The 22,128-nt window shown below is 64.5% G+C and carries 19 protein-coding genes; 15 read left to right on the top strand and 4 right to left on the bottom strand.

Going from position 1 to position 22,128, the window contains the following annotated elements; all coding sequences use genetic code 11:
• Position 1 precedes the first annotated feature (1 nt).
• Together Q0030_RS12345 and Q0030_RS12340 are read left to right on the top strand one after the other, a co-directional pair.
• Positions 2–1,045 carry an alpha/beta hydrolase gene (locus Q0030_RS12345; protein ID WP_298367316.1) on the top strand — a complete coding sequence of 348 codons (1,044 nt, stop codon included), beginning with the start codon at positions 2–4 and terminating at the stop codon, positions 1,043–1,045.
• A gap of 25 nt (positions 1,046–1,070) precedes the next feature.
• Positions 1,071–1,955, top strand: a complete 885-nt coding sequence (locus Q0030_RS12340; protein WP_298366997.1) for a PhzF family phenazine biosynthesis isomerase — start codon at positions 1,071–1,073, stop codon at positions 1,953–1,955.
• Here the strand turns inward: Q0030_RS12340 and Q0030_RS12335 are convergent.
• Positions 1,952–2,464, bottom strand: a complete 513-nt coding sequence (locus Q0030_RS12335) for a helix-turn-helix domain-containing protein (protein WP_298366994.1) — start codon at positions 2,462–2,464, stop codon at positions 1,952–1,954. The two genes, Q0030_RS12340 and Q0030_RS12335, sit on opposite strands and share 4 nt — an antisense overlap.
• Before the next feature lie 208 nt (positions 2,465–2,672).
• Between Q0030_RS12335 and Q0030_RS12330 the strand changes: the two genes are divergently transcribed.
• The 12 genes from Q0030_RS12330 (at position 2,673) to Q0030_RS12275 (ending at position 15,151) form a co-directional block, all read left to right on the top strand.
• Positions 2,673–3,311 (top strand): 2-hydroxychromene-2-carboxylate isomerase, encoded by a 639-nt coding sequence (locus Q0030_RS12330; RefSeq protein WP_298366992.1) that lies wholly within the window; start codon positions 2,673–2,675, stop codon positions 3,309–3,311.
• An 87-nt stretch (positions 3,312–3,398) separates the two neighbouring features.
• A complete protein-coding gene (locus tag Q0030_RS12325) occupies positions 3,399–4,913 on the top strand; it encodes a class I adenylate-forming enzyme family protein (protein WP_298367313.1) in 1,515 nt (504 codons plus the stop codon).
• A 51-nt stretch (positions 4,914–4,964) separates the two neighbouring features.
• Positions 4,965–5,702, top strand: coding sequence for an SDR family oxidoreductase (locus Q0030_RS12320; RefSeq protein ID WP_298366989.1), 738 nt, complete (start codon positions 4,965–4,967; stop codon positions 5,700–5,702).
• 12 nt (positions 5,703–5,714) lie between these two features.
• A complete protein-coding gene (locus Q0030_RS12315; RefSeq protein WP_298366987.1) occupies positions 5,715–6,896 on the top strand; it encodes an acyl-CoA dehydrogenase family protein in 1,182 nt (393 codons plus the stop codon).
• Positions 6,897–6,967: 71 nt separating this feature from the next.
• Positions 6,968–8,098, top strand: coding sequence for an acyl-CoA dehydrogenase family protein (locus Q0030_RS12310; protein ID WP_298366985.1), 1,131 nt, complete (start codon positions 6,968–6,970; stop codon positions 8,096–8,098).
• 15 nt (positions 8,099–8,113) lie between these two features.
• Positions 8,114–9,301 carry an acetyl-CoA C-acyltransferase gene (locus Q0030_RS12305; RefSeq protein WP_298366982.1) on the top strand — a complete coding sequence of 396 codons (1,188 nt, stop codon included), beginning with the start codon at positions 8,114–8,116 and terminating at the stop codon, positions 9,299–9,301.
• 21 nt (positions 9,302–9,322) lie between these two features.
• Positions 9,323–10,333: a nitronate monooxygenase family protein gene (locus tag Q0030_RS12300; protein WP_298366980.1), complete on the top strand. Its 1,011-nt coding sequence runs from the start codon at positions 9,323–9,325 to the stop codon at positions 10,331–10,333.
• A 12-nt stretch (positions 10,334–10,345) separates the two neighbouring features.
• On the top strand, positions 10,346–11,119 hold the full coding sequence (locus Q0030_RS12295; RefSeq protein ID WP_298366977.1) for an enoyl-CoA hydratase-related protein: 774 nt from the start codon (positions 10,346–10,348) through the stop codon (positions 11,117–11,119).
• A 41-nt stretch (positions 11,120–11,160) separates the two neighbouring features.
• A complete protein-coding gene (locus Q0030_RS12290; RefSeq protein ID WP_298366975.1) occupies positions 11,161–12,321 on the top strand; it encodes an iron-containing alcohol dehydrogenase in 1,161 nt (386 codons plus the stop codon).
• Between the two features lie 24 nt (positions 12,322–12,345).
• Entirely contained in the window at positions 12,346–13,152 is an 807-nt protein-coding gene (locus Q0030_RS12285) for a glutathione S-transferase (RefSeq protein ID WP_298366972.1), read from the top strand.
• 39 nt (positions 13,153–13,191) lie between these two features.
• Positions 13,192–13,893 carry an SDR family NAD(P)-dependent oxidoreductase gene (locus Q0030_RS12280; protein WP_298366970.1) on the top strand — a complete coding sequence of 234 codons (702 nt, stop codon included), beginning with the start codon at positions 13,192–13,194 and terminating at the stop codon, positions 13,891–13,893.
• 55 nt (positions 13,894–13,948) lie between these two features.
• Positions 13,949–15,151 carry an ABC transporter substrate-binding protein gene (locus Q0030_RS12275; protein ID WP_298366967.1) on the top strand — a complete coding sequence of 401 codons (1,203 nt, stop codon included), beginning with the start codon at positions 13,949–13,951 and terminating at the stop codon, positions 15,149–15,151.
• A 123-nt stretch (positions 15,152–15,274) separates the two neighbouring features.
• On the opposite strand, the gene Q0030_RS12270 is transcribed toward Q0030_RS12275, so the two are convergent.
• A complete protein-coding gene (locus Q0030_RS12270; RefSeq protein ID WP_298366965.1) occupies positions 15,275–16,831 on the bottom strand; it encodes a hypothetical protein in 1,557 nt (518 codons plus the stop codon).
• A gap of 15 nt (positions 16,832–16,846) precedes the next feature.
• Entirely contained in the window at positions 16,847–18,037 is a 1,191-nt protein-coding gene (locus Q0030_RS12265; RefSeq protein WP_298366963.1) for a glycosyltransferase family 4 protein, read from the bottom strand.
• A 277-nt stretch (positions 18,038–18,314) separates the two neighbouring features.
• Between Q0030_RS12265 and Q0030_RS12260 the strand changes: the two genes are divergently transcribed.
• The gene (locus Q0030_RS12260) at positions 18,315–20,438 is read left to right on the top strand and encodes a GumC family protein (protein WP_298366960.1); all 2,124 of its coding nucleotides are present in this window, start codon (positions 18,315–18,317) and stop codon (positions 20,436–20,438) included.
• A gap of 90 nt (positions 20,439–20,528) precedes the next feature.
• Here Q0030_RS12260 and Q0030_RS12255 read toward each other — a convergent pair whose 3' ends face one another.
• Positions 20,529–21,875, bottom strand: coding sequence for a polysaccharide biosynthesis C-terminal domain-containing protein (locus Q0030_RS12255; protein ID WP_298366958.1), 1,347 nt, complete (start codon positions 21,873–21,875; stop codon positions 20,529–20,531).
• Positions 21,876–22,128: the final 253 nt, after the last annotated feature.

Here is a 22,128-nt window from a genome sequence, read left to right as displayed (position 1 = left end):
GATGCACCTGAAAACCCTGTTTCATCTCGCCGTCGCTGCGACCGTTGCGCTCGGTTCGTCCAGCGCATGGGCGCAATCGGCCGCCGAGCCGGCTTACGGGGCGGAACTGCAGGGTTTCGACTATCCCTATCCGGTCAAGCACTACCGCTTCAGCTCGCAGGGGCAGCAGCTCGACATGGCCTATCTCGACGTTAAGCCGGCGACGCCGAACGGGCAGACCGCGGTGCTGCTGCACGGCAAGAATTTCTGTGCCGCGACCTGGGACGGCACCATCAAGGCGCTCAGCGGCGCCGGCTATCGCGTGATCGCGATGGATCAGATCGGCTTCTGCAAATCCAGCAAGCCGGAACGCTATCAATTCACCTTCCAGCAGCTCGCCGGCAACAGCCGCGCGCTGCTCGCCTCGCTCGGGATCGCGCATGCGATCATGGTCGGCCATTCGACCGGCGGCATGCTGGCGATGCGCTACGCGCTGATGTATCCGGAGGCCACCGACCACCTGGTGCTGGTCGATCCGATCGGGCTGGAGGACTGGAAGGCCAAGGGCGTGCCGTGGCTCAGCCTCGACGGCTGGATGCAGCGCGAGACGCGCGTCACCGCGGACAGCATCCGCGCCTATGAACGCGCGACTTACTATGCCGACACCTGGGATTCGTCCTACGAGACCTGGGTGCAGATGCTGGCCGGCATGTATCGCGGGGAGGGCCGCGCCGCCGTGGCGTCGAGCTCGGCGCGGCTCTACGACATGATCGCGACCCAGCCGGTGTTCTACGAATTCGAGCAGATCAAGCCGCCGACGCTGCTGTTTGTCGGCGACAAGGACACCACCGCGATCGGCAAGGACACCGCGCCGCCGGAGATCCGCAAGACGCTCGGCAATTATCCGGTGCTGGGCAAGGAGGCGGCGAAGCGGATCCCGCATGCGCAGCTGATCGAATTCCCCGACCTCGGCCATTCGCCGCAGATCCAGGCGCCGGCGCGCTTCCACGCGGCGCTGCTCGGCTGGTTGCAGCATCCGGAAACCGGCGCGATGCTGGTCAAGTAGCAACGCGAGACGAGCGGGCAACATCATGACGACAGCCGAGATGGTCAGCGTGTTCACGGTGGATGGGCAGGGCGGCAATCCCTGTCCGATCGTGGTCGATGCAAGCGGCATGAGCGCGTCCGACATGCAGGACGTCGCCCGCCGCCATGGTCACGAGTCCGGCTTCGTGTTGCCGGCGCAGAGCGACGATTTCGACGCCACGTTCCGCTTCTTCGTTCCGAACCACGAAATGGAGATGTGCGGCCACGCCACCATCGGCGCGCTCTGGCTGCTGGCGCGCCATGGCAAGCTGCCCGGAGATAAGATCCGGATCTCGACGCGCAGCGGTCCCGTCACCGGCTTCATCAACCGGGATGATAGCGGCGAGCCCCGTGTCGAAATCACCCAGCCGGCCGGGAAGACCGTTCCGCTCACCGATGCGCAACGCGCTGACGTGCTGCGGGCGCTCGCGGTCGGGCCGGATGCGATCGGCGGGGCTACGCCCTGCAATGCGGTCACGTCGCGGATCAAGACCCTGATTCCGATGCGCTCTCCCGAGGCGCTGAATGCGCTTGATCCCGCGGCCGAGGCCGTCGAAGCGGTGTGCGGCCGGATCGGATCGACCGGGCTCTATCCGTTCGCGGTGATCGACCGCGAGGCGCGCCTGTTCGAGGCGCGGCAATTCCCGCGCTCGTCCGGCTATCGCGAGGATGCCGCAACCGGCATCGCGGCCGCGGCGCTGGCATTCGGGTTGCTCGATGCCGGCCTTGTCGCTGCGAACGACCAGGAGATCCGAATCCTGCAGGGCAGGGCGATGGGGCGTCTATCGGAAATCCGCGTCCGCATCGGCTTCGCCGGCGGCCGTGCTGTCGGGTGCCTGCTCGGCGGCAACGTCGCGCTGATGGCCGCGCCGTCACCCCGAATGAGCTAGCTCGATTCAGCGGCGCGCTTGGCGCGCTCCCGCGCGCTGGCGTGCACCGGCGACGATTTCCGAGCACCGGGGCCCGGATGCACATGGACCGCCTTCGCGCTCAGCGGCTCGCCGCATTCCGAGCAGACCATGACCGGATCGAACATCTTCCCGCAGGTCTTGTGTTCGTGCAGCAACGGCCGGCCGCGCGCATCGACCATGTGGACGTTACCCCAGTGCACGATCGACATGATGATCGGATAGAGGTCGAGGCCCTTCTGCGTCAGGATGTATTCGTAGCGCTTCGGCGCCTCCTGATAGGGAATCTTGCGCAGCACGCCGAAGCGCACCAGCTTCTTCAGCCGGTCGGCGAGCAGATGCCGCGTGATCCCGAGCGATGCCTGGAAGTCATCGAACCGGCGGATGCGCAGGAAACATTCGCGCAGGATCAATAGGCTCCAGCGGTCGCCGATCACAGCGACCGTGCGGGCCAGCGAGCACGGCTCCTCCTCGAGGGTATCCCATTTCATCGGCGTCTCCTGCGATCTGCGGCGGTATCGCACATAAAATTCTAAAACAGAACTTACGTCATTTCAATAGGATGCCTACGCAGGGCCCGTCGCACGATCATTGGATGACAAATATCATATTGACAGTTCTAAAATAGAACTTATGGTCCGAGCCACGATCAACCGGCGGCGACAGGTGATTGCCGCCCATCGAAGGGAAGGGCGTTCCATGGCTGCTCCGCTCAAGGTCGAATTCCATTTCGATTTCGGAAGCCCCAACGCCTATCTCGCCGAGCTCGCGCTGCCCGGGATCGAGAAGCGCACCGGCGTCAAGTTCGACTACATCCCGGTGCTGCTCGGCGGCGTCTACAAGGCAACCGGCAACATGTCGCCCGGCGAATCGCTGCGCGGGATCAAGAACAAGCCCGAATACAACGCGCTCGAGACCGAACGTTTCCTGCGCCGCCACAACGTCACGAAGTTCGCGATGAACCCGTTCTTTCCGGTGAACACGCTGGCGCTGATGCGCGGCGCGGTGGCCGCACAGTTCGAAGGTGTGTTCGAGCCCTACTTCCGCGCGGCCTACAAGCACATGTGGGTTGAGCCGAAGAAGATGGACGACCCGCAGGTCTTCCGCGAGGCGTTCCTGTCTTCGGGCATCGACATCGATCGTCTGATCGCCCGTGCCCAGCAGGATGACGTCAAAAAGAAGCTGATCGAAAACACCAGCGACGCGGTCGCGCGCGGCTCGTTCGGCTCGCCGACTTTCTATGTCGGCAACGAGATCTTCTTCGGCAAGGACAAGGTGCGCGAAGTCGAGGAAGAGATCGTCGCACAGCTAGCTGCCGGGCAGCGCAAGACCGCCTGAGCGGAAAAATTCCTTAACACAACAAGCCCAAAGGGTAGCGACAGGGAGGTTTCAGTGCAGGCGCCGATCCGGATTATCGAAGGAAGTGTGGAAGGCTTGCCGAATCGCATCCACGAGGTGATCGATCACCACGTCGCGGCGACACCGGATCATCCGGCGCTGATCGACGACAAGGGGCGGCTGACCTATCGCGAGCTCGATCGAACGGTCGGCCGTGTCGCCGAGGCATTGCAGGCGCTGGGCATCCGCGCTGGCGACCGCATGATGATCGTGAGCGAGAATTCGATTTCGCTGGCCTGCCTGCTGCTGGCGGCGAGCCGGCTCGATGTCTGGTCAATCGTTGTCAATCCGCGGCTGTCGCCGCGTGAGCTGGATCAGATCAGGGATCACAGCGGCGCCCGCCGTGTGTTGCTGACCGCCGATGTATCCCAAGAGGCGGCCGCGCATGCTGCGCGCTATGAGGCTGTTGTGCAGGATGTCGGCCCGCTCCGCGGCGTTGCCGTCACCGGCCTGAATCTGGCGACCACGGCCGAGCCGGTCGAAGCCGATGGCGCCAACCAGGTCGCGGTCCTGATCTACACGTCCGGCACCACGGGCGCGCCGAAGGGCGTGATGCTGACCCATCGCAATCTCCTCTTTAGCGCCCGGGGCACCGCGGGTTTCCGCAAGATGGCGGCCGACGACGTGCAATATTGCGTGCTGCCGATCTCGCATATCGTCGGCATCTCGCTGCTGACAATGACCCTGATGGTCGGCGCCACCGTGCGCCTGGTCGCCAAGTACGATCCGGCCGCGCTGGTCAAGGCGATGGCCGAGGAGGGCATCACGATCCTGAACGGCGTGCCCGCCACCTATCAGCGCCTGCTCGAATACCGGCGCAACGCCGGCCTGCCGCAGCTCGATCGCGGCCGGCTGCGGGTGATCTCGGTGGCCGGTGCGCCACTCGATCTCGATCTCAAATCCCGGGTCGAGCAGGAGCTCGGGCTGCCGCTGCTCAACGGCTACGGCATCACCGAATGCTCGCCCGGCATCTCCGGTGTTCGGCCCGACAACCCGCGGGCCGACCACGCGGTCGGCGCCGTGATGCCGGGCCTCGAAGCAAAACTGGTCGGCCGCGATCTCAAGCCGGTTGCATCAGGCGACGTCGGCGAGCTGCATGTCCGCGGCCCCAATGTGATGCGCGGCTATTACCGCGCGCCTGATCTGACCGCCAAGGCGATCGATCCCGACGGCTGGTTCAATACGGGCGATCTCGCCCGCTTCGAGAATGACGTCCTCTACATCGTCGGGCGCACCAAGGAGATGATCATCCGCTCCGGGTTCAACGTCTATCCGGCCGAGATCGAGGCGGTGCTGAGCACGCACGACGCCGTTGTGCAGTGCGCCGTGGTCGGCCGGCCGGTCGAGGGCAATGAGGAGGTCATTGCCTTTGTGCAGCTGATCAAGGGTTCGACCGCCACCGTGCAGGACCTGATGGCCCATATTGCCCCGCAACTCACCTCGTACAAGCGCCCGTCGGAGATTATCCTGATGGACGCGCTGCCCGCGACATCGACGGGCAAGCTCCTGAAGCACAAGCTGGCGGAGTCGCTGCGCAGCTGAGGCTGAGCCGACGCCACAAGCCAGTTCACTCAAACAAGACCGGAGTACACCATGCAGAAGAGAAACAAGACGGTGGCCGTCATTGGTGCCGGTGATTTCATCGGCGGCGAGATCGCCAAGAAGTTCGCGTCCGAGGGCTTTACGGTCTTCGCCGGCCGCCGCAACGGCGACAGGCTCGCGCCGCTGGTCAAGGAGATCGAGGCCGCCGGCGGCGAGATCCATGCGCGCTCGCTCGACGCGCGCAAGGAGGAGGAGATCACCGCATTCCTCAATGACGCCGACAAGCATGCGCCGCTGGAGGTCTGCATCTTCAACATCGGCGCCAACGTCAACTTCCCGATCCTGGAGACCACCGAGCGCGTGTTCCGCAAGGTCTGGGAAATGGCCTGCTACTCCGGCTTTCTGGCCGGACGCGAGGCGGCGCGGTTGATGACGGCGCGCGGCGAAGGCAACATCTTCTTCACCGGCGCAACAGCATCGTTGCGCGGCGGCAGCGGTTATGCCGCCTTTGCCAGTGCCAAGTTCGGCCTGCGCGCAGTGGCGCAAGCGATGGCCCGCGAGCTCGGACCGAAGAACATCCACGTCGCGCATCTGATCATCGATTCCGGCGTCGACACCGAATGGGTGCGGCAGCGCCGCATCGAGGCGCTCGGCCCGAACGCGCTCGACAATCCCGATCTGTTGATGCCGCCCGCTTCGGTCGCGACGTCCTACTGGCAGCTCTACCAGCAGCCGAAGAGTGCCTGGACCTTCGAGCTGGAAATTCGGCCCTTCGGCGAGAAGTGGTAGGGAGCATCGCAGATGGAGTTGGCGCTATCCCCTGAAGACGCGGCGTTTCGCGACGACGTCCGCGCCTTCATCAAGGACAATTATCCGGCGGAGATGCGCGTCCCCAATCCGGAGACCGATCTCTCCAAGGAGCAGATGCTGCTGTGGCATCGCATCCTGCACAAGAAGGGCTGGATCGCGCCGCTCTGGCCCAAGGAATATGGCGGGCCCGGCTGGTCGATCACCCGCCGCTTCATCTTCGAGCAGGAGACGACGCGCGCCGGCACCATGCCGCCACTGGCGTTCAGCGTCACCATGGTCGGTCCCGTCATCTACACTTTCGGCAACGCGGCACAGAAGGCGAAGTTCTTGCCGCGCATCCTGTCCGGCGAAGACTGGTGGTGCCAGGGCTATTCGGAGCCGGGCTCCGGCTCCGACCTTGCGACCGTTCGCACCAAGGCGGTGCGCGACGGCGACCACTACATCGTCAACGGCCACAAGACCTGGACCACGCTGGCGCAGCATGCCGACTGGATCTTCTGTCTGGTCCGCACCGATCCGGCCGCCAAGCCGCAATCCGGCATCTCGTTTCTCTTGATCGACATGAAGTCGCCAGGGGTGACGGTGCGCCCGATCATCACCATCGACGGCTCGCACGAGGTCAACGACGTCTTCCTGGAGAACGTCCGCGTCCCCGCCGAGAACCTGATCGGCGAGGAAAACAAGGGCTGGACCTACGCCAAATTCCTGCTCGGCAATGAGCGCACCAGCATGGCCGGCATCGGCCGCTCGACGCGCTACATCGCACGACTGAAGAAGATCGTGAAAGCCGAGATCCCGGAAGACGATCCGGCGCATCTCGAATTCATCAGGGATATCGCCCGCGTCGAGCTCGACGTGCTGGCGCTGGAGGCGACCGAGCTTCGGGTCGTCGCCCAGATGGCGCGCGGCATCGATCCGGGGCCGGCGGCCTCGCTGTTCAAGATCCGCGGCACCGAGATCTTCCAGGATATCACCGAGCTGACCCATCGGGCGATCGGCAATGATGGCCTTGCGATCCGCGAGCATCCGGTCAGCGCCAACCATTTCATGCCGGGCCCGGACTACGGCCACACGGCGTCGGAGAAGTATCTCAACTCGCGCAAGCTCTCGATCTACGGCGGATCGAACGAGATCCAGCGCAACATCATCGCGAAGGCGGTGCTTGGTCTCTAGAGCATGATGCTCAAACACGGACCCAGAGCGCATCTCATCGCGCTCTAGCAGTGGCGGCACGAGAGGATCGGATGGATATCCAGTTCACGGAAGAGCAGGAATTGTTGCGGTCCAGCGTGCAGCGGCTGCTGCGCGACCGGTATGACTTCGACGCGCGCCGCAAGATCGTCGCAAGCGAGGACGGCTTTAGCCGCAAGCATTGGGCCGAGTTCGCCGAGCTCGGCCTGCTCGGCGCGCCATTCTCGGAAGCCGTCGGCGGGCTCGGCGGCGGGCCGCTGTCGACCATGATCATCATGCAGGAGTTCGGCCGCCATCTTGTCGTGGAGCCGTTCGTCGAGACCGTTGTCGTTGCCGGCGGCCTGATCGAGCAGCTCGGGTCTGACGTGCAGAAGCAGGCCTTCATCGCAGATATTATCGCGGGATCGAAGCTTTGGGCATTGGCCTGGACCGAGAGAGGCTCGCGCTTCGATCTTGCAACCGTCACCACCACGGCGCGCCGGGAGGGCGACGGCTATGTCCTCACCGGCGAGAAGACGGCGGTGCTGGCCGCGCCCTGGGCGGATTATCTGATCGTCTCCGCCCGGACCTCGGGTCATCGTCACGATCGCGGCGGCGTCAGCCTGTTCGTAGTCGATCGCCGCGCCGCCAATCTCGATCTGCAGAGCTTCAAGACCATCGATGGCCGCCGGGCGGCCGAGATCAGCCTGCGCGGCGTACGCGGCGAACTGCTCGGCCGGGAAGGCGAGGGCGTCGCCGCGCTGGAGGCCTGCCGCAACCGCGCCATCGGCGCGCTCTGTGCCGAGGCGGTCGGCGCGATCGGCGAGCTCAACGACGCCACACTCGACTACTCCAAGACGCGCAAGCAGTTCGGCGTCACGATCGGCAGCTTCCAGGTGCTGCAGCACCGGATGGTCGACATGTTCATCGCGCATCAGGAAGCGTTGTCCCTGATGCAGCATCTCAGCCTCAGTCTCAGCGACGACGAGGCCGGCGTCTCCCGGCTCGCATCGGGCGCCAAGTCCAAGATCGGCTATGCCGGCAAGTTCGTGGCGGACCAGGCGGTGCAGCTGCACGGCGGCATGGGCATGACCGACGAGCTCAATGTCGGCCACTACTTCAAGCGGATTTCCTCCATCAACATCCAGTTCGGCGATCCCGCCTATCACGTGCTGCGCTTCGCGCAGCTCGACGCGGTCGCCTAAGCCAGAGAGGCAAGCATGTCACAGGATGCAGTCATCGTTTCCACCGCGCGCACCGGCGTCGGCAAGGCCTATCGCGGCGCGCTCAACAACACCGACGGCCCGACCTTGGCCGGCCACGTCATGGCCGAAGCCGTCAAGCGCGCCGGTATCGCGCCCGGCGAGGTCGAGGACGTGGTGATGGGCTGCGCCATGCAGCAGGGCACCATGGTGATGAATGTCGCGCGCAAAGGCGCGATCCGCGCCGGACTTCCGGTCACGGTGGCCGGCACCACCATCGACCGGCAGTGCGCTTCCGGGCTCCAGGCGATCGCGGTCGCCGCGCGTTCGGTCATGCTCGACGGTGTGGAGATCGCGATCGGTGGCGGCATCGAGTCGATCAGCCTGGTGCAGAACGAGCACATGAACAGGTTCCATGCCGTCGACGACGAGCTGATGGCGATGAAGCCCGAAATGTACATGTCGATGCTGGCGACGGCCGAAGTCGTCGCCGAGCGCTACGGGATCGGCCGTGACAGGCAGGATGAATACAGCCTCGAATGCCAGCGCCGCGTCGGCGCCGCGCTGCAGGGCGGCCGCTTCAACGACGAGATCGTGCCATTCACGACCAAAATGGCCGTGGTCAACAAGGACACCAAGGAGGTCAGCTTCCAGCAGGTGACGCTGTCCAAGGATGAAGGTCCACGTCCCGACACCACCGCGGACGGCCTGGCAAAAATCAAGCCGGTGTTCGAGGGCAAGACCATCAGCGCCGGCAACGCCAGCCAGCTCTCGGATGGCGCCTCGGCCTGCGTGATCATGAGCGATCGGATTGCCGCGCAGAAGGGCTTGAAGCCGCTCGGTATCTTCCGCGGCTTTGTCGCCGCCGGCGTCGAGCCGGACGAGATGGGGGTCGGCCCGGTCGCCGCGATCCCGCGGCTGTTGAAGCGGCATAACCTCAAGATCGACGACATCGATCTCTGGGAGCTCAACGAAGCTTATGCGGTACAGGTGATCTATTGCCGCGACAAGCTCGGCATCGATCCGGACAAGCTCAATGTCAACGGCGGCTCGATCGCGATCGGCCATCCCTATGGCATGACCGGGGCGCGGCTCACCGGCCACCTCCTGATCGAGGGCCGGCGGCGCAAGGCGAAATACGGTGTGGTGACCATGTGCATCGGCGGTGGCATGGGCGCGGCCGGTCTGTTCGAAATCGTCCACTGATCGGAAACGCGGGAGAGACTTGTGAAGACAGCAATCACTGAACTGTTCGGTATCCAGCATCCGATCATCCAGGGCGGCATGCATTATGTCGGCTTCGCCGAGATGGCAGCTGCGGTGTCCAATGCCGGCGGCCTCGGCATCATCACCGGCCTGACCCAGCGGACGCCGGAGCTGCTGGCGAAGGAGATCGCGCGCTGCCGTGACATGACGGACAAACCGATCGGCGTGAACCTCACCTTCCTGCCGAGCTTCACCGCGCCGCCTTATCCCGAATATATCGCAGCGATCCGCGAGGGCGGGGTTAAGGCGGTGGAAACCGCGGGCCGCAGCCCTGAGCAGTATATGCCGGCGCTCAAGGCCGCCGGCATCAAGGTGATCCACAAATGCACCTCGGTGCGGCATTCGCTGAAGGCCGAGAAGATCGGCTGCGACGCGGTCAGCGTCGACGGCTTCGAGTGCGGCGGCCATCCCGGCGAGGATGACATCCCCAACATGATCCTGCTGCCGCGCGCGGCGGACGAGCTGACGATCCCGTTCGTGGCCTCGGGCGGCATGGCGGACGCACGCAGCCTCGTTGCTGCGCTGTCGATGGGCGCCGCCGGCATGAACATGGGCACCCGTTTCATCGCGACCAAGGAAGCGCCGGTCCATGCCAATGTGAAGCAGGCGCTGCTCGATGCCGACGAGCTCGATACCCGCCTTGTGATGCGCGCGCTGCGCAACACCGAGCGCGTGCTGAAGAACAAGGGCGTCGATGAGCTGCTCGAGATCGAGCGCGAGAGGGGCGCCAGGCTGAAGATCGAGGACATCCACGAGCAGGTCGCCGGCGTCTACCCGAAGGTGATGATCGACGGCGAGATGGATGCCGGTGCCTGGAGCTGCGGCATGGTGGTCGGCCTGATCCACGACATTCCGACGGTGAAGGAGCTGATCGACCGCATCATGACCGAGGCCGAAGCGATCATCCGGCAGCGGCTGACCGGCTTCCTCGACGGCAAGTTCGAAACCACGGCGGCCCGCGCGGTCGCCTGACGGGAGAGTGCCATGACCGAGCATGTCAAAGTGGAGGTCAGCGCCGGCGTCATGACGCTGACCTTGCAACGGCCCGAGAAGAAGAATGCCCTGACCGGCGCCATGTATGACGCGATGTCGAACGCGCTGAAGCAGGCCGAGACGGATCCGTCCGTCCGCGTGATCCTGTTCCAGGGCGACGGCGACAGCTTCACCGCAGGCAACGACCTCGCCGATTTCGCGAGCCAGGCGCGCGGCGAGAGCACGGTCGACAGCCCCGCGCATCGCTTCATCGAGACCATCAGCAAGGTCGGCAAGCCGCTGGTCGCGGCCGTGCAGGGCAATGCGGTCGGCGTTGGCACCACCATGCTGCTGCATTGCGATCTGGTCTACCTCGCCGAGAACGCGCGGCTGATCACGCCCTTCGTCAATTTGGCTCTGGTTCCGGAGGCAGCATCCAGCTGGCTGCTTCCCTTAAGGATCGGGCACGCACGCGCCTATGCGATGTTTGCGCTCGGCGAGCCGATGGATGCGGCGGGCGCGGTGGCATCCGGCCTCGCCAATGCCGTCGTGCCGCAGGCCGATCTGCGCAAGAAGGCGCATGACGCGGCGGTCGCGCTGACCAAGCGGCCGGCCGGTTCGCTCAGCATGACCAAAAAGCTGATGCGCGAGCAGCAACGGATCGCGGCGCAGATCGCCGAGGAAGGCGTGTTGTTCAAGGAGCGGCTGACGACACCGGAAGCGCGCGAGGCCTTCGCTGCCTTCGCCGAACGGCGTCAGCCTGATTTCACCAAGCTGTCGGCCTGACCGGCAGCGCAATTCACGGATTCATCGAGGGAGTAAACAGCATGGGCGTCGTCGGCAGCCATCAATATCCCAGCATGGAATCCGTGATCTACGGCAAGCCGGCGGCCGAAGCGCTGCGCGAGGAGGCCGAACGGCTGGGCGCCAAGCGCGTCTATCTGATCGTCAGCCGGACGTTGAACACCACGACCAACGAGATCGAGAAGATCCGCAAGGCGCTCGGCGATCGCCATGCCGCGACCTTCGACGGCGTACCGCAGCACACGACGCGGGATGTGGTGACGCAGATCGCGCGGCAAGCCAGCGAAGCCAAGGCGGACCTCGTGGTCGCCATCGGCGGCGGCTCGGTGGTCGATGCGGCGAAGATCGTTCTGATGTGCATGGAGCACGAGATCTTCGAACCTGATGGCCTCGACGGCTTCGAGACCACGCCGGACCGCCGGTTCGGGCCGTTCCGGAACCCAAAAGTCCGGATGATCGCGATCCCCAGCACGCTTTCGGGCGGCGAGTACAATTCCGGGGCGCTGGTCACCGACACCAGCCGCAAGCTGAAGCAGATTTTCAATCACCCGATGATGATGCCGCGCAGCATCATCCTCGATCCGGCCATCACCAAATACACGCCGGAAAAACTCTGGCTCGGCTCCGGCACGCGCGCGATGGACCACGGCATCGAGGCGATCTGCTCCAGTCGCCCCAACGTGCTGGTCGATGCGGTGTGCCAGCAGGGGCTGCGCTACCTGCATGACGGCCTGCTGCGTACCAAGGCCAATCCCGACGACGAGGCGGCGCGGCTGAGTTGCCAATTGGGTTCATGGCTGTCGGCCTTCGGATTGCAGTCGCGGGTGCCGATGGGCGCGAGCCACGCCATCGGCCATGTGCTCGGCGGCACCTGCGACGTCCCGCACTATTTCTGCACGGCGGTGATGATGCCGAGCGTGCTTCGCTACAACCGCCCCGCGACGGAAGCTGCCCAGCAAGCGATCGCCGCCGCGCTCGGTGCGCCCGGCCGTGACGCCAGCGAAGCCTTCGCTGGCTTCATCGCGGAGCTCGGCCTGCCGCGGCGGCTGGCCGATGTCGGTGTCGGCGAAGACCGCTTCGAGCTGATCGGCAAGAACGCCATGCTGTCGATCTTCACGCGTGCGAACCCGCAGCCGATCCGCGAGCCCGGCGACGTCGTCAAGATCCTGAAGCTGGCCGCCTGAAGCAAGAGTACCCGGAGAGCCATCATGGCCGCCTTGCGCATCTTCTCCTATCTGCCGAACCCGCGGGTCTGGAAGGCAACCATTGCAGCGCGGTTCTGCGGCGTCGACGTCGAGGTGCGAGGCGCCTCCGGCAAGGAGTTGCGCGACTGGCTGTGGGATTACGACGCTCATCCGCTCACCGAGCAGGAACGCGCCTCGCTGTCGTCGCTGGCACGGACCGGCCGGGTCGGACTGACCGGCGCGCAGCTCTTCAAGACCGATGCGTTCATGGCAGCGCAGCCATTCGGCAACGTGCCGGCCGCGTTCGGCGCCGACGGCAAGGTCGGGATTTTCGAATCGAACAGCATCATGCGCGCGGTGGCGCGGCTCGGTGAGGCGAACTTCCCTCTCTATGGACGCGACGCCTACGAGGCGTCGAGGATCGACAGCTTCCTCGACGTCAGCCTGGTCTTTGCGCGGGACACGCAAATCTACCTGCTCGCGCTATCGGGCGGCACGGTCGACGCGGCCATTCATGCCCGCGCCAAGGATGCGTTCGCGATCTATGCCTCGGGCATTGAGCAAGCACTGTCGCCCCGGCGCGAGGCGCTGGTCGGGAACGGCATCTCGATTGCCGACATCTGCCTTGCCGCCGAGCTTGCGCTGTTCATGAACGAGCACGCGCGGACCGAGCAACTGCAGAAGCAGGGGTTGGACAAGATCCTGCATCCAGGGGTGCAGGATGCGTATCCGCTGATGTTCGCTCATTTTGCCCGGCTGGTCGAGCACGAGCACATCAGGCCGGACCTCAAGCCCTACGTCGAGAAGCTGCGGTCGAAGGCGGCCGCCTGATCTCGATAACTACTGGCCGCAACGCGGAGGATTGACTGCATGACCGCACCCGTCTGTCTGATATCCGGCGTTGGGCCCGGCACCGGTTCGGCGCTTGCCCGGAGGTTCGCTGAAGGCGGCTATCGGGTCGCACTTCTTGCCCGGAACGAGGAGCGCCTCGCCGCGCTGGAGCAGCAGCTGCCGGGCGCAAAGGCCTATCGATGCGATGTGTCCGACCCCGTGCAGGTCGAGACGGTGGCGTCGACCGTGGAGCGCGATCTCGGCCATCCCAGTGTCGTGATCCACAACGCCGTCGGCGGGGCGTTCGGCACCTTCCGCGAGATCGATCCGCAGATTCTCAACCGCAACTTCCAGGTCAACACGATGGGCCTGCTGTACCTGGCGCGGCGGTTTGCTCCGGCGATGATCAGCGCCGGCAAGGGCGCCATCGTTGCGACCGGCAACACCTCGGCATTGCGCGGCAAGGCCGGTTTCGCAGGGTTCGCGCCGACCAAGGCGGCGCAGCGCATTCTGGCCGAGGCGATGGCGCGCGACCTCGGGCCGCAAGGCGTCCACGTCGCCTATCTCGTGATCGATGCGGTGATCGATCTGGAATGGACGCGCAAGCGCTGGCCGGAGCGGCCGGACGACTTCTTCATCAAGCCGAAAGCGATCGCCGACGAGGTCTGGCACGTCGCCCATCAGGACCGCAGCGCGTGGTCGTTCAACGTCGAGATCAGGCCGTTCGGCGAAGCCTGGTAGGCGTGGCGCGGCGGTCGGAACAGCCGGTCAGTTCATAAGAGTTCAGGGGGAGTTCATGTTGGTGAAGACGTTTGCTGTGTCCATTGCGATGCTCGCGGCCGTTGCCGCCACTGCGGTCCGCGCGGAAACGCCCGGCGTCTCGGAGTCTGAAATCAGGATCGGGGCGACATTCCCGTTCAGCGGTCCGGCATCCCCGCTCAGTAATACCGGCAAGGGCCTCATCGCCTACGTCCATTCCATCAATGATCGCGGCGGCATCAACGGCCGCAAGATCAACCTCATCACCTATGACGATGCCTATTCGCCGCCCAAGGCGGTGGAGCAGACCCGCAAGCTGATCGAGAGCGACGAGGTGGCGTTCCTGTTCAGCCCGCTGGGCACGCCCGGCATCGGTGCGACCATCAAATACGTGACCGCGAAGAAGGTGCCGCACCTCTTCGTCGTCAGCGGCGTGACCAAGTTTGCAAACTTCGCCGAGTTTCCGCTGACGACCACCGGGCTGCCGAGCTACAACACCGAAGGAAAGGTCTACGCCAAATACATTGCCCAGACGGCGCCGGACGCGAAGATCGCGATCCTCTACCAGAACGACGATCTCGGCCGTGACTTCGTGGCCGCGTTCAAGGAAACCCTGAAGGGCGAGTTCGACAGGAAGGTGGTTACATCTCCCTATGAGGTCACCGAGCCCACCATCGAATCCCGCGTGGTGACGCTGAAGGCGTCGGGCGCCCAGGCATTCCTGATCGCCGGCACGCCGAAATTCGCCGCGCAAGCGATCAAGAAGGCAAGCGAAATCGGCTGGACGCCGCTCACCATCGTGAACTACGTGTCGAGCTCGGTGTCCTCGACCATCGTGCCGGCCGGCGCGGACAAGGCGGTCGGCGTCGTCGTGGCGACCATCGCGAAGGATCCGAACGACAAGAGATGGGCCGACGATCCCGGCGTCAAATGGTATCGCGCCCACTTCGAGAAGTATCTTCCGGGTGCCGATATCGGTGACAGCAACTATCTGTTCGGGACCCAGCAGGGCCAGATCCTGGAGCAGGTGCTGAAGCAGTGCGGCGACGACCTGTCGCGCGAGAACATCGTCAAGCAGGCGCGCAACATCAAGGGACTTGTGCTGCCGACGCTGATGCCGGGCATCACGATCAACACCGGCCCCGCCAACAGCATGGCCTATACGCAGCTTCAGCTGCAGCGCTGGACAGGGAGCTCCTGGGAGCAGTTCGGCGGCGTGCTGAGCGCCGAGCCGAACTGAGCCGTCGTATCGATTGCTCAAGTGCTAGAGCATGATCCGGAGAAGTGTGCAGCGGTTTTCCAAAAAGATCATGCTCGAAAAAGAGATAGAGCGGGTGATGATTCGAAGAAGCGTCATCCCGCTCTAGTGGAGCCGCCGTGCGATCGGCTTCGCCAGCGCGCTGTGCCAGTCCCATTGCGACGATCGGTCGCCTGACCGCAGGCTCGCCAGAAGCGCCGTGGTCTTGGGCTGTACCCGCGAGCCGTCGATCACCTCGAGCTGGCCGCACCGGTTGAGCGTGTGGAGCTTGCGCCCGGTCCATAGCGGCCCGGGCTTGAGCAGATGTCGAACGGCCTGCTTGTACGTCGTCGGCGACAGTTCGAGCACTTCCGCAAGTCCGAGTGCCGCGCCGTATCCGTTGGTGCAGTCCTGCACCGGCCGCCACAGTCTTCCATTGACGGTCACGAAGTTTCCGGCTGGCCGCGTGGTCGCACGATCCATCAGGATCGGATTGGCCGTATGCGGTTGCCAGGGGCCGAGCAACTGCCCGGCGTAATAGATCGCCAGCGTGTCGGAATAGCCGCCGGTGCCGTCGCGCCAGGCCCCGAACATGTAGTGAAGGCCGTTATGCTGCGTGATTGTCACGTCGGCAAGTTCGAGGCCGGACAGCAGCGTTGAGTGCCGCTCCCACTTGTCCGGAAAGCGGATGCATTTGTAGATGGGAACGTCCCGGTGCGCAGTGCTTTCCGGGATCATCCAGAGCTCGCCGTTATCCTCGATCAGGAACGGGTAGGACAGATGCCAGGGTTCTTCGAGCACGGGCATCACCGTGCCGATCGGCCCGCTGCCGTCGAACTCGATCGCCGAAATGATGCCCTTGCCGGTCCGGTGGTCGAGGTCTTCGAAGAAGACGAACGTCCGGCCCTGCCATTTCACCGGAAACGGATCGGCATAGAAGCGGTTGCCGGGATCGCCGAGCACGTTCCAGGTAGGTCCCGACAGGTCGCCGGTACGCCAGATATCCGTGTTCCCGGCGAAGCGCCAACCGACATGCCAATGCGGCGCATAGCAGCACAGGCGATAGATTTCCTTCGCGATCGACGTCGCCACGCCACGCACGACAAAGGGCGCGGGATTTGGCGCTATACCGCCGCTCATCGGAGCAGCCAATTGCGGCACCAGCCGCGGAGCGCCTGACAGAATCGCAGCCAGCATCGACAGCGTGCGTGCCATCACGGTGTCGAGCCCGCCGCTGAGGCCGGCCGCGATTTCCGCGGAGGGATGGCCGCGGTCCATCACCGAGCCGTCGAGCTCGTTGACGATTTCGATCACCGGCAGATCGCCGGCGAGAATCGCCGCCAATGCGGCGCTTTCTCCCGCGTGCCCGTTGAACCGCGGACGGAGATAGAGCCTGGCGGAGCAGTTCGGATCCCGCGTGGCGCTGGTGAAGTCCACCACCACGTCAGGGGCGCCTGCGCGCGGACGCTCCGGGAACGTCGTCAAGCGGTCGGCGCCGCCGGTCTTGCCCTTGCGCAGGACGATGCGTTCGAGCTCGAACAGCATGTCGAGGCCGGCAGGTCGCGGCTCCGGCGTCGTGGTCCAGGTGATTTGAACGGGAATATCCTGATCGTTGATGCGCAGCGACTCGCGGCACATCCAGAGCCGCGGCTGCTCGCGATCGCAGCGAAACTCGATAATCATGGCCAGCCCAACTTCCTAGTGCGTGTCCGCCCCCACAGCGTCGCCGAGTATGCGGACGTATTCTTCTATCATGGCATCCAACGAATAACGCGACTTCAGGCCCACGGCGCTTTGCCGCAGCCCGTCGCTCAACACACGATCGGTCAGGACCCTCGACACGGCGCCCGAGAATTCGGCCTCGTTCGCCGCGTCAACGAAGACCGCCGCAGGCTGTCCCTGGTAGGACAGCACCTCGCGCAGCACGGGGAGATCGTTGACGACGCATGGAATGCCGGCGCTCGCGGCTTCGACCGCGGCAAGGCCGAAAGTTTCGGCCTGCGTGGGGAACACGAAGACGTCGAGGCAGGCCAGAAAATCGGCCATCTGGCGCGGTGGAATCTCGCCGATGAAGTGCAGCCGGTCCGATACCTTCAGCTCGTCCGCCAGGGCTCTCAGCCGTCCCTCATCCGCGCCCTGGCCGGCGAGCGCAAGGTGCCAGGACGGATCGGCAGCCAGCAGGCGAATGGCCGCATCGAGCCGCTTGTGCGGGTGCAGCCGTGCCGCGCAGCCGAGCAGGGTACAGTCCGGCGGCAGCTTGAACTGCTGCCGCGCCACGTCCTTCGGCAGGCTGTGCGACTTGTCGTCGAAGCCGTGCGGGACATGCTTCATGCGCGATCGATACGGAGCGGGATAGCGCGCATATTCGCGCTCCATGTCCCGCGAATTCAGCGTGATGCACTGGAAGAAACCGGTCGAGCCCATGATGATGTCGGCAGCGCGCACCGGCATGCTCATCGACAGCGCCGAGGATACCTGGTTGGCGATCACAGGAGCGCGGCTGACGAGGCGCGACACGCCTGCGCCGATCACATTGCCGAAGTGCTGGAAGGTCAGGACGACGTCGGGCTTGATGGTCCTGAGATGGCCGGCGAGCGTCCACAGCATGCGCAGCAGCGCCACCGGGTTTCCGGGGCGGGTCTGCGCGCAATAGAACGTATTGGGTGGCTCGTCGAAGGAATCCGATTTGCGGAAGAAGAACAGGTTGGCGACGTCATAACCGCGCGCGGTGAGGCCGGCGCCGAGCAGCCGCGAGATCTCCTGCGCGCCGGCGTTCTCGGCCTGGGTCTGCACCAGGATAACGCGCAGCTTTCGCTTGCTCTCGTTCGGTCGATCGCGTGATGCGGTCGATGCCTCGCGCAATTCGGTGCTTGGCGTGTGTTGGAGCACGGATTCCTCACCCGTCGAAGGAGTGGATTCGTCTCCTTCATTTTTGCGCGCGTAGCTATCACGCGAAGCGCGCTCGTGCATCGAGTAGCGCGTGTTGAGGTTACTGCTCATTTAGCAATCAGACATGTGTCAGCAATCGAGAGCTATTATCTCACAGACAGGGTACAGCCGGCTCGTTAACTAATTGGTTACGGCAACACGGAGAGGGGGTAACCGGCGATTAACCATAGATATTTACGTTGGAGCAGTACTGTCAGTTGAATTCGAGTCAGAGCCCATGAAGTTCGGTAGCCGGATAGGCCCGAGACGTTCCGAAGTCACGGAACCCGCAGCGTCGTGGGAAACTGCCGGCGTGCCGGCTGGCCAATCCTCCGCGGAAACCACCAAGGGCGTGCTTAGCATTCCAGGTGTGTTGGCCTTTTTTCGCGAGAAGGGTCAACGCATCCTGATGCTCGCCGCGGTCATCTTCGCGGTCGGTATCATTTTGTTGATGTTGATCCCGGCGCGCTACGCCGCGACGGCGCTCGTCGTCGTCGACCCGCGCGAGCAGCGCGTGACCGCCGACCAGGACGTCCTGCCCGGGATCGGTCAAGATGCCGCAGCCCTGCAGAGCTACGTCGAGATCGCCAAATCTGATGGATTTCTCGGGCCGCTGATCGATCAGCTCAAGGTCGCCGAGGACAGCGACATCGCCGGCGGCAGGACCGACGCCACGCGCCTGCTCGACCGGTTTCGCAACCGGCTCGATATCTCGAGGCGCGGGTTAACCTATGTTATCGCCATCAAGTTCACGTCCAACAATCCGCAGCGCGCCGCGTACTACGCCAATGCGGTGGCCGAGGCGTTCGTCGCCAGCCAGCGCGGGACGCGCAGCGTGGCAACCGACGAGGCCGCCGACTGGCTGAAGAGCCGGCTCAAGACCTTGAACGACCGACTTCGGTCGTCGGAAGATGCTGTTGCCAAGTTCAAGCTCGAGCACCGGATCGTCAACGCCGGCAAGGAATCCACCACACAGCAACTGCGCGTCACCGACCTGACGCAGCAGGTTGCCGCGGCGCGCGCCCGCACTGAAGAAGCCAAGGCGCGCTATGAGCAGTTGCAACGCGACCTGAAGGCCAATGTCGACGGGCCGGTCAAGCAGGACCTGCTGAGCGCGCTGCGGGCCCAGCGCTCCGCGCTCAACGACCAGATTGCGCAGAAGCGCGGGGTGCTCGGCGATCGTCATCCCGACCTTGTGATGGCGCTCAGCCAGTTGAGCGACCTCAACCGGCAAATCGAGATCGAGCGCAAGAAGAACATCGACACCGCGAAGTCGGAATACGAGGCGCAGCGAGACCAGCAGAAGGCGCTCGAAGACCAGCTGAAGGCGGCCGAGCAGCAGATCCTGGTCGATGGTCAGGCGTTCGTTAAGTTGCAGGAATTGCAGCGCGACGCCGACGCCAACAAGAATATCTACGAGCAGTTCCTGTCGCGCTACAGGACGACCGACGAGCAGCGCGGTCTTCAGAACTCGCAGACCAAGGTCGCATCTCCGGCGACGCCGCCGATTCGTTCGACGCTTCCGCCACTGCCACTGCTGCTCGTCGCGCTCGCGATCGTCTCGCTGCTGACGTCGACGGCGATCGTCGCCGTTCCCGGCCTGGATCTGAAGCAGCTCCCGATCAAAAGCATTCCGCCACTTCGCCGCGCCGAGGCGCCCGCACCGGCACCGGCACCGGCACCGACCCCGGCCGCGCCGCAATCTGCATTGCCGCCGGGCTTGCCGGTGCTGGCCCGCATTCCCAACATGGCGTCGCCGGATGCCGTCAGGAGTGTCTGGCAGACCCCGATTTCGACGGCGGCCGAGCCCGATCTCAGTCCGCATCTTCAGTTGCTGATCGAGAACATCGAGCAGCTTCCGGGTGAGCACGGTAAGGTGGCGCTGCTGCTGTCGGTCGAGACCGGTGCGGGCGGCAGCACCGTCGCGCGGTCGCTCAACCGGTCCGCTGTCAAGAACGGGATGCTCAGCGTCCTGATCGAGATGGAAACCAGGCGCACGGAAGCTGCGCCACCGCAAGGCTCAGGGATCATCAAGGCCGATTTGCCGTCAGTCGTCGAACTGCTCGGCGCCAGCAGCAAGGCGCCGCCCTATCCGCAGGACGACATTCGCGCCGATTTCGGCCTGATCATCGTCGATGCATCGTCGCTTGCCATGCAGCCGGCCGCGGTCGCGCTGGCCGCCCATGCCGACCTGGTGATCCTGGTGGTTCGCGAGGGCACCGCCAACACGGCTGCGATCGGCAAGGCGCGGGCCGATCTGTCCAGGTTCGGTTCGGTCCCGATTGCGCTCGTTGTCAATCGCGTGGCGGCCAATGCCGCGGTGAGCAACCCTCAGCGCGAAGCCCTGGGATTGGCGAGCTGAAGCTCTAGATTCGTGTTTGACGCGCTTTCTTCACGCGAGCCGGCGTCCACCCCGCATCAAGTGCGGGACAGGCTTTCGCTTGAAAGCGCTCTAGTCCTTGCTATCCGCAACACGGACTGCGTAAGCGCCAGCCTTCGACGACGAGAGATGCGACAGCACCAGAATTGACGGGTCGACGCCGGTCCGCCGGCGGCACAGCACATTGAGCGCGATGGTGGCGAGCACGAGGGAAACCGTCGCCGAGATCGCCGCCCCGAGCACGCCGAGCCAGGGGATCAACACGACAAATCCGGCCAGTCGCAACGCCACGTTGGCGGCGACGACAGGCACATAATCGCGCTCATGCCCCGTCAGTTGCAGGACCGCGGCCGACGGGCCGCCGGCCGCCTGGAAGGCCGTTCCGATCGCGAGCACGATCAACACCCACTGCTGCGCGGCGAAATGCGGTCCGAACAGGCCGAGCAGGTAGGGAGCGCCAACCCAGACGATGACGAGCCCACTGAGCACACAGAGCGCGGTCACCTCGGCCATCAGCTTAAGCGTATGTTCGAGCTCGCGGTGATTTTTGCTGAAATACAGCGACGGCAGCCGGCGCGCGCCGAACGTGTAGAGCGCAGCGGAAAGCATCGCGAAGATGTTCGCCAGACGCGAGGCGGCGAAATAGATGCCCGCAGTGGCCGGATCCAGCATCCAGTAGACCAGGATGACGTCGAAGTACTGGTTCGCCGCTTCGAGAATCGAGGCGAGCCAGAAGCGGAACGCACTGCGATTCCAGCGCGACGTCTCGAAGCGCGCCGTGACCGTGCGCAGGTTCGGCAGCACGCGCATGATCGACACGATCTGCACGACCAGCCCCAACGCCATCACGACCGTCATCGCGGCGAACAATTCGGCGGGGGTGAGCTGGCGGTGGCCGAACAGCGCCGCGATCAGGAGCAGGACGACGGCAACCCGCCAGAAGAATTCGCGATTGCCTTCGCCCATCAGGATGCTGACCAGTGATCGCGCGATCTGGCTGCCGAGCATCAGCCCGGCATTGACGGCGGTGAACGCGGAGACGGAGAGGATCAAGAGCCACCATTCGCCGCGAATGGCTGCCGCGGCGGCGATCGCGGCGATCGAGATCAGCATCCCGATCACCGAGTACTTCAGGCTCGACAGCAGCACGCCCTTGGTGAGCTCGGTCTGACCGCGCACCTCGTACTCATTGAGGAAGCGAACCAGCAACAGCTCCTGGCCGACCAGGCCCACGACTGCGGCGATCTGGGCGACGGAGAGCAAGGTTGCGAAGTCTCCGAACGCGTCAGGCGTCATCGTCCGCGCCGCCAGCGAGAACAGGGCGAACGCGAGCCCGCCGCTGCCAACCTTGAGGAGGATGGTCCCGGCAACGCCGCGCGTGACATCGCGCCGTAGCATTTGAAGAACAGAGGCAATCACAAGCGACGTCTCAATATCCTGTCAGACTGCTGACCCTAGCAATCGGTGAGGTCAGGAGTGTTAATGTTCTCTTGCTAAAATTCCGTTCCTTCCAACCGGCCTCCACGCGCCACGTAGTCGTGAACCTGGCCAATATGTCGCGCTGCTCCATTCTGGAACGCTGCCGTCCTCGCTGTGTCCAAACGGCGCAGATCGGATTTTTCCCCGCCGCCCGGTTCGACAGCGTGGACCCTGCTGGTTGAAACCGCGTTAG

This window comes from uncultured Bradyrhizobium sp. (assembly GCF_947648125.1).
GTDB lineage: Bacteria > Pseudomonadota > Alphaproteobacteria > Rhizobiales > Xanthobacteraceae > Bradyrhizobium.
The sequence above is the reverse complement of the archived record's forward strand: the minus strand, read 5'-3'. Positions and strand labels throughout refer to the sequence as shown.

What these genes read in the sequence shown, in the direction of transcription:
- Q0030_RS12260 (WP_298366960.1), top strand. Translation starts at nt 18,315, where the DNA reads ATGAAGTTCGGTAGCCGGATAGGCCCGAGACGTTCCGAAGTCACGGAA.
- Q0030_RS12335 (WP_298366994.1), bottom strand. Translation starts at nt 2,464, where the DNA reads ATGAAATGGGATACCCTCGAGGAGGAGCCGTGCTCGCTGGCCCGCACG.
- Q0030_RS12305 (WP_298366982.1), top strand. Translation starts at nt 8,114, where the DNA reads ATGTCACAGGATGCAGTCATCGTTTCCACCGCGCGCACCGGCGTCGGC.
- Q0030_RS12340 (WP_298366997.1), top strand. Translation starts at nt 1,071, where the DNA reads ATGACGACAGCCGAGATGGTCAGCGTGTTCACGGTGGATGGGCAGGGC.
- Q0030_RS12290 (WP_298366975.1), top strand. Translation starts at nt 11,161, where the DNA reads ATGGGCGTCGTCGGCAGCCATCAATATCCCAGCATGGAATCCGTGATC.
- Q0030_RS12275 (WP_298366967.1), top strand. Translation starts at nt 13,949, where the DNA reads ATGTTGGTGAAGACGTTTGCTGTGTCCATTGCGATGCTCGCGGCCGTT.
- Q0030_RS12270 (WP_298366965.1), bottom strand. Translation starts at nt 16,831, where the DNA reads ATGATTATCGAGTTTCGCTGCGATCGCGAGCAGCCGCGGCTCTGGATG.
- Q0030_RS12295 (WP_298366977.1), top strand. Translation starts at nt 10,346, where the DNA reads ATGACCGAGCATGTCAAAGTGGAGGTCAGCGCCGGCGTCATGACGCTG.
- Q0030_RS12330 (WP_298366992.1), top strand. Translation starts at nt 2,673, where the DNA reads ATGGCTGCTCCGCTCAAGGTCGAATTCCATTTCGATTTCGGAAGCCCC.
- Q0030_RS12280 (WP_298366970.1), top strand. Translation starts at nt 13,192, where the DNA reads ATGACCGCACCCGTCTGTCTGATATCCGGCGTTGGGCCCGGCACCGGT.
- Q0030_RS12345 (WP_298367316.1), top strand. Translation starts at nt 2, where the DNA reads ATGCACCTGAAAACCCTGTTTCATCTCGCCGTCGCTGCGACCGTTGCG.
- Q0030_RS12320 (WP_298366989.1), top strand. Translation starts at nt 4,965, where the DNA reads ATGCAGAAGAGAAACAAGACGGTGGCCGTCATTGGTGCCGGTGATTTC.
- Q0030_RS12315 (WP_298366987.1), top strand. Translation starts at nt 5,715, where the DNA reads ATGGAGTTGGCGCTATCCCCTGAAGACGCGGCGTTTCGCGACGACGTC.
- Q0030_RS12310 (WP_298366985.1), top strand. Translation starts at nt 6,968, where the DNA reads ATGGATATCCAGTTCACGGAAGAGCAGGAATTGTTGCGGTCCAGCGTG.
- Q0030_RS12285 (WP_298366972.1), top strand. Translation starts at nt 12,346, where the DNA reads ATGGCCGCCTTGCGCATCTTCTCCTATCTGCCGAACCCGCGGGTCTGG.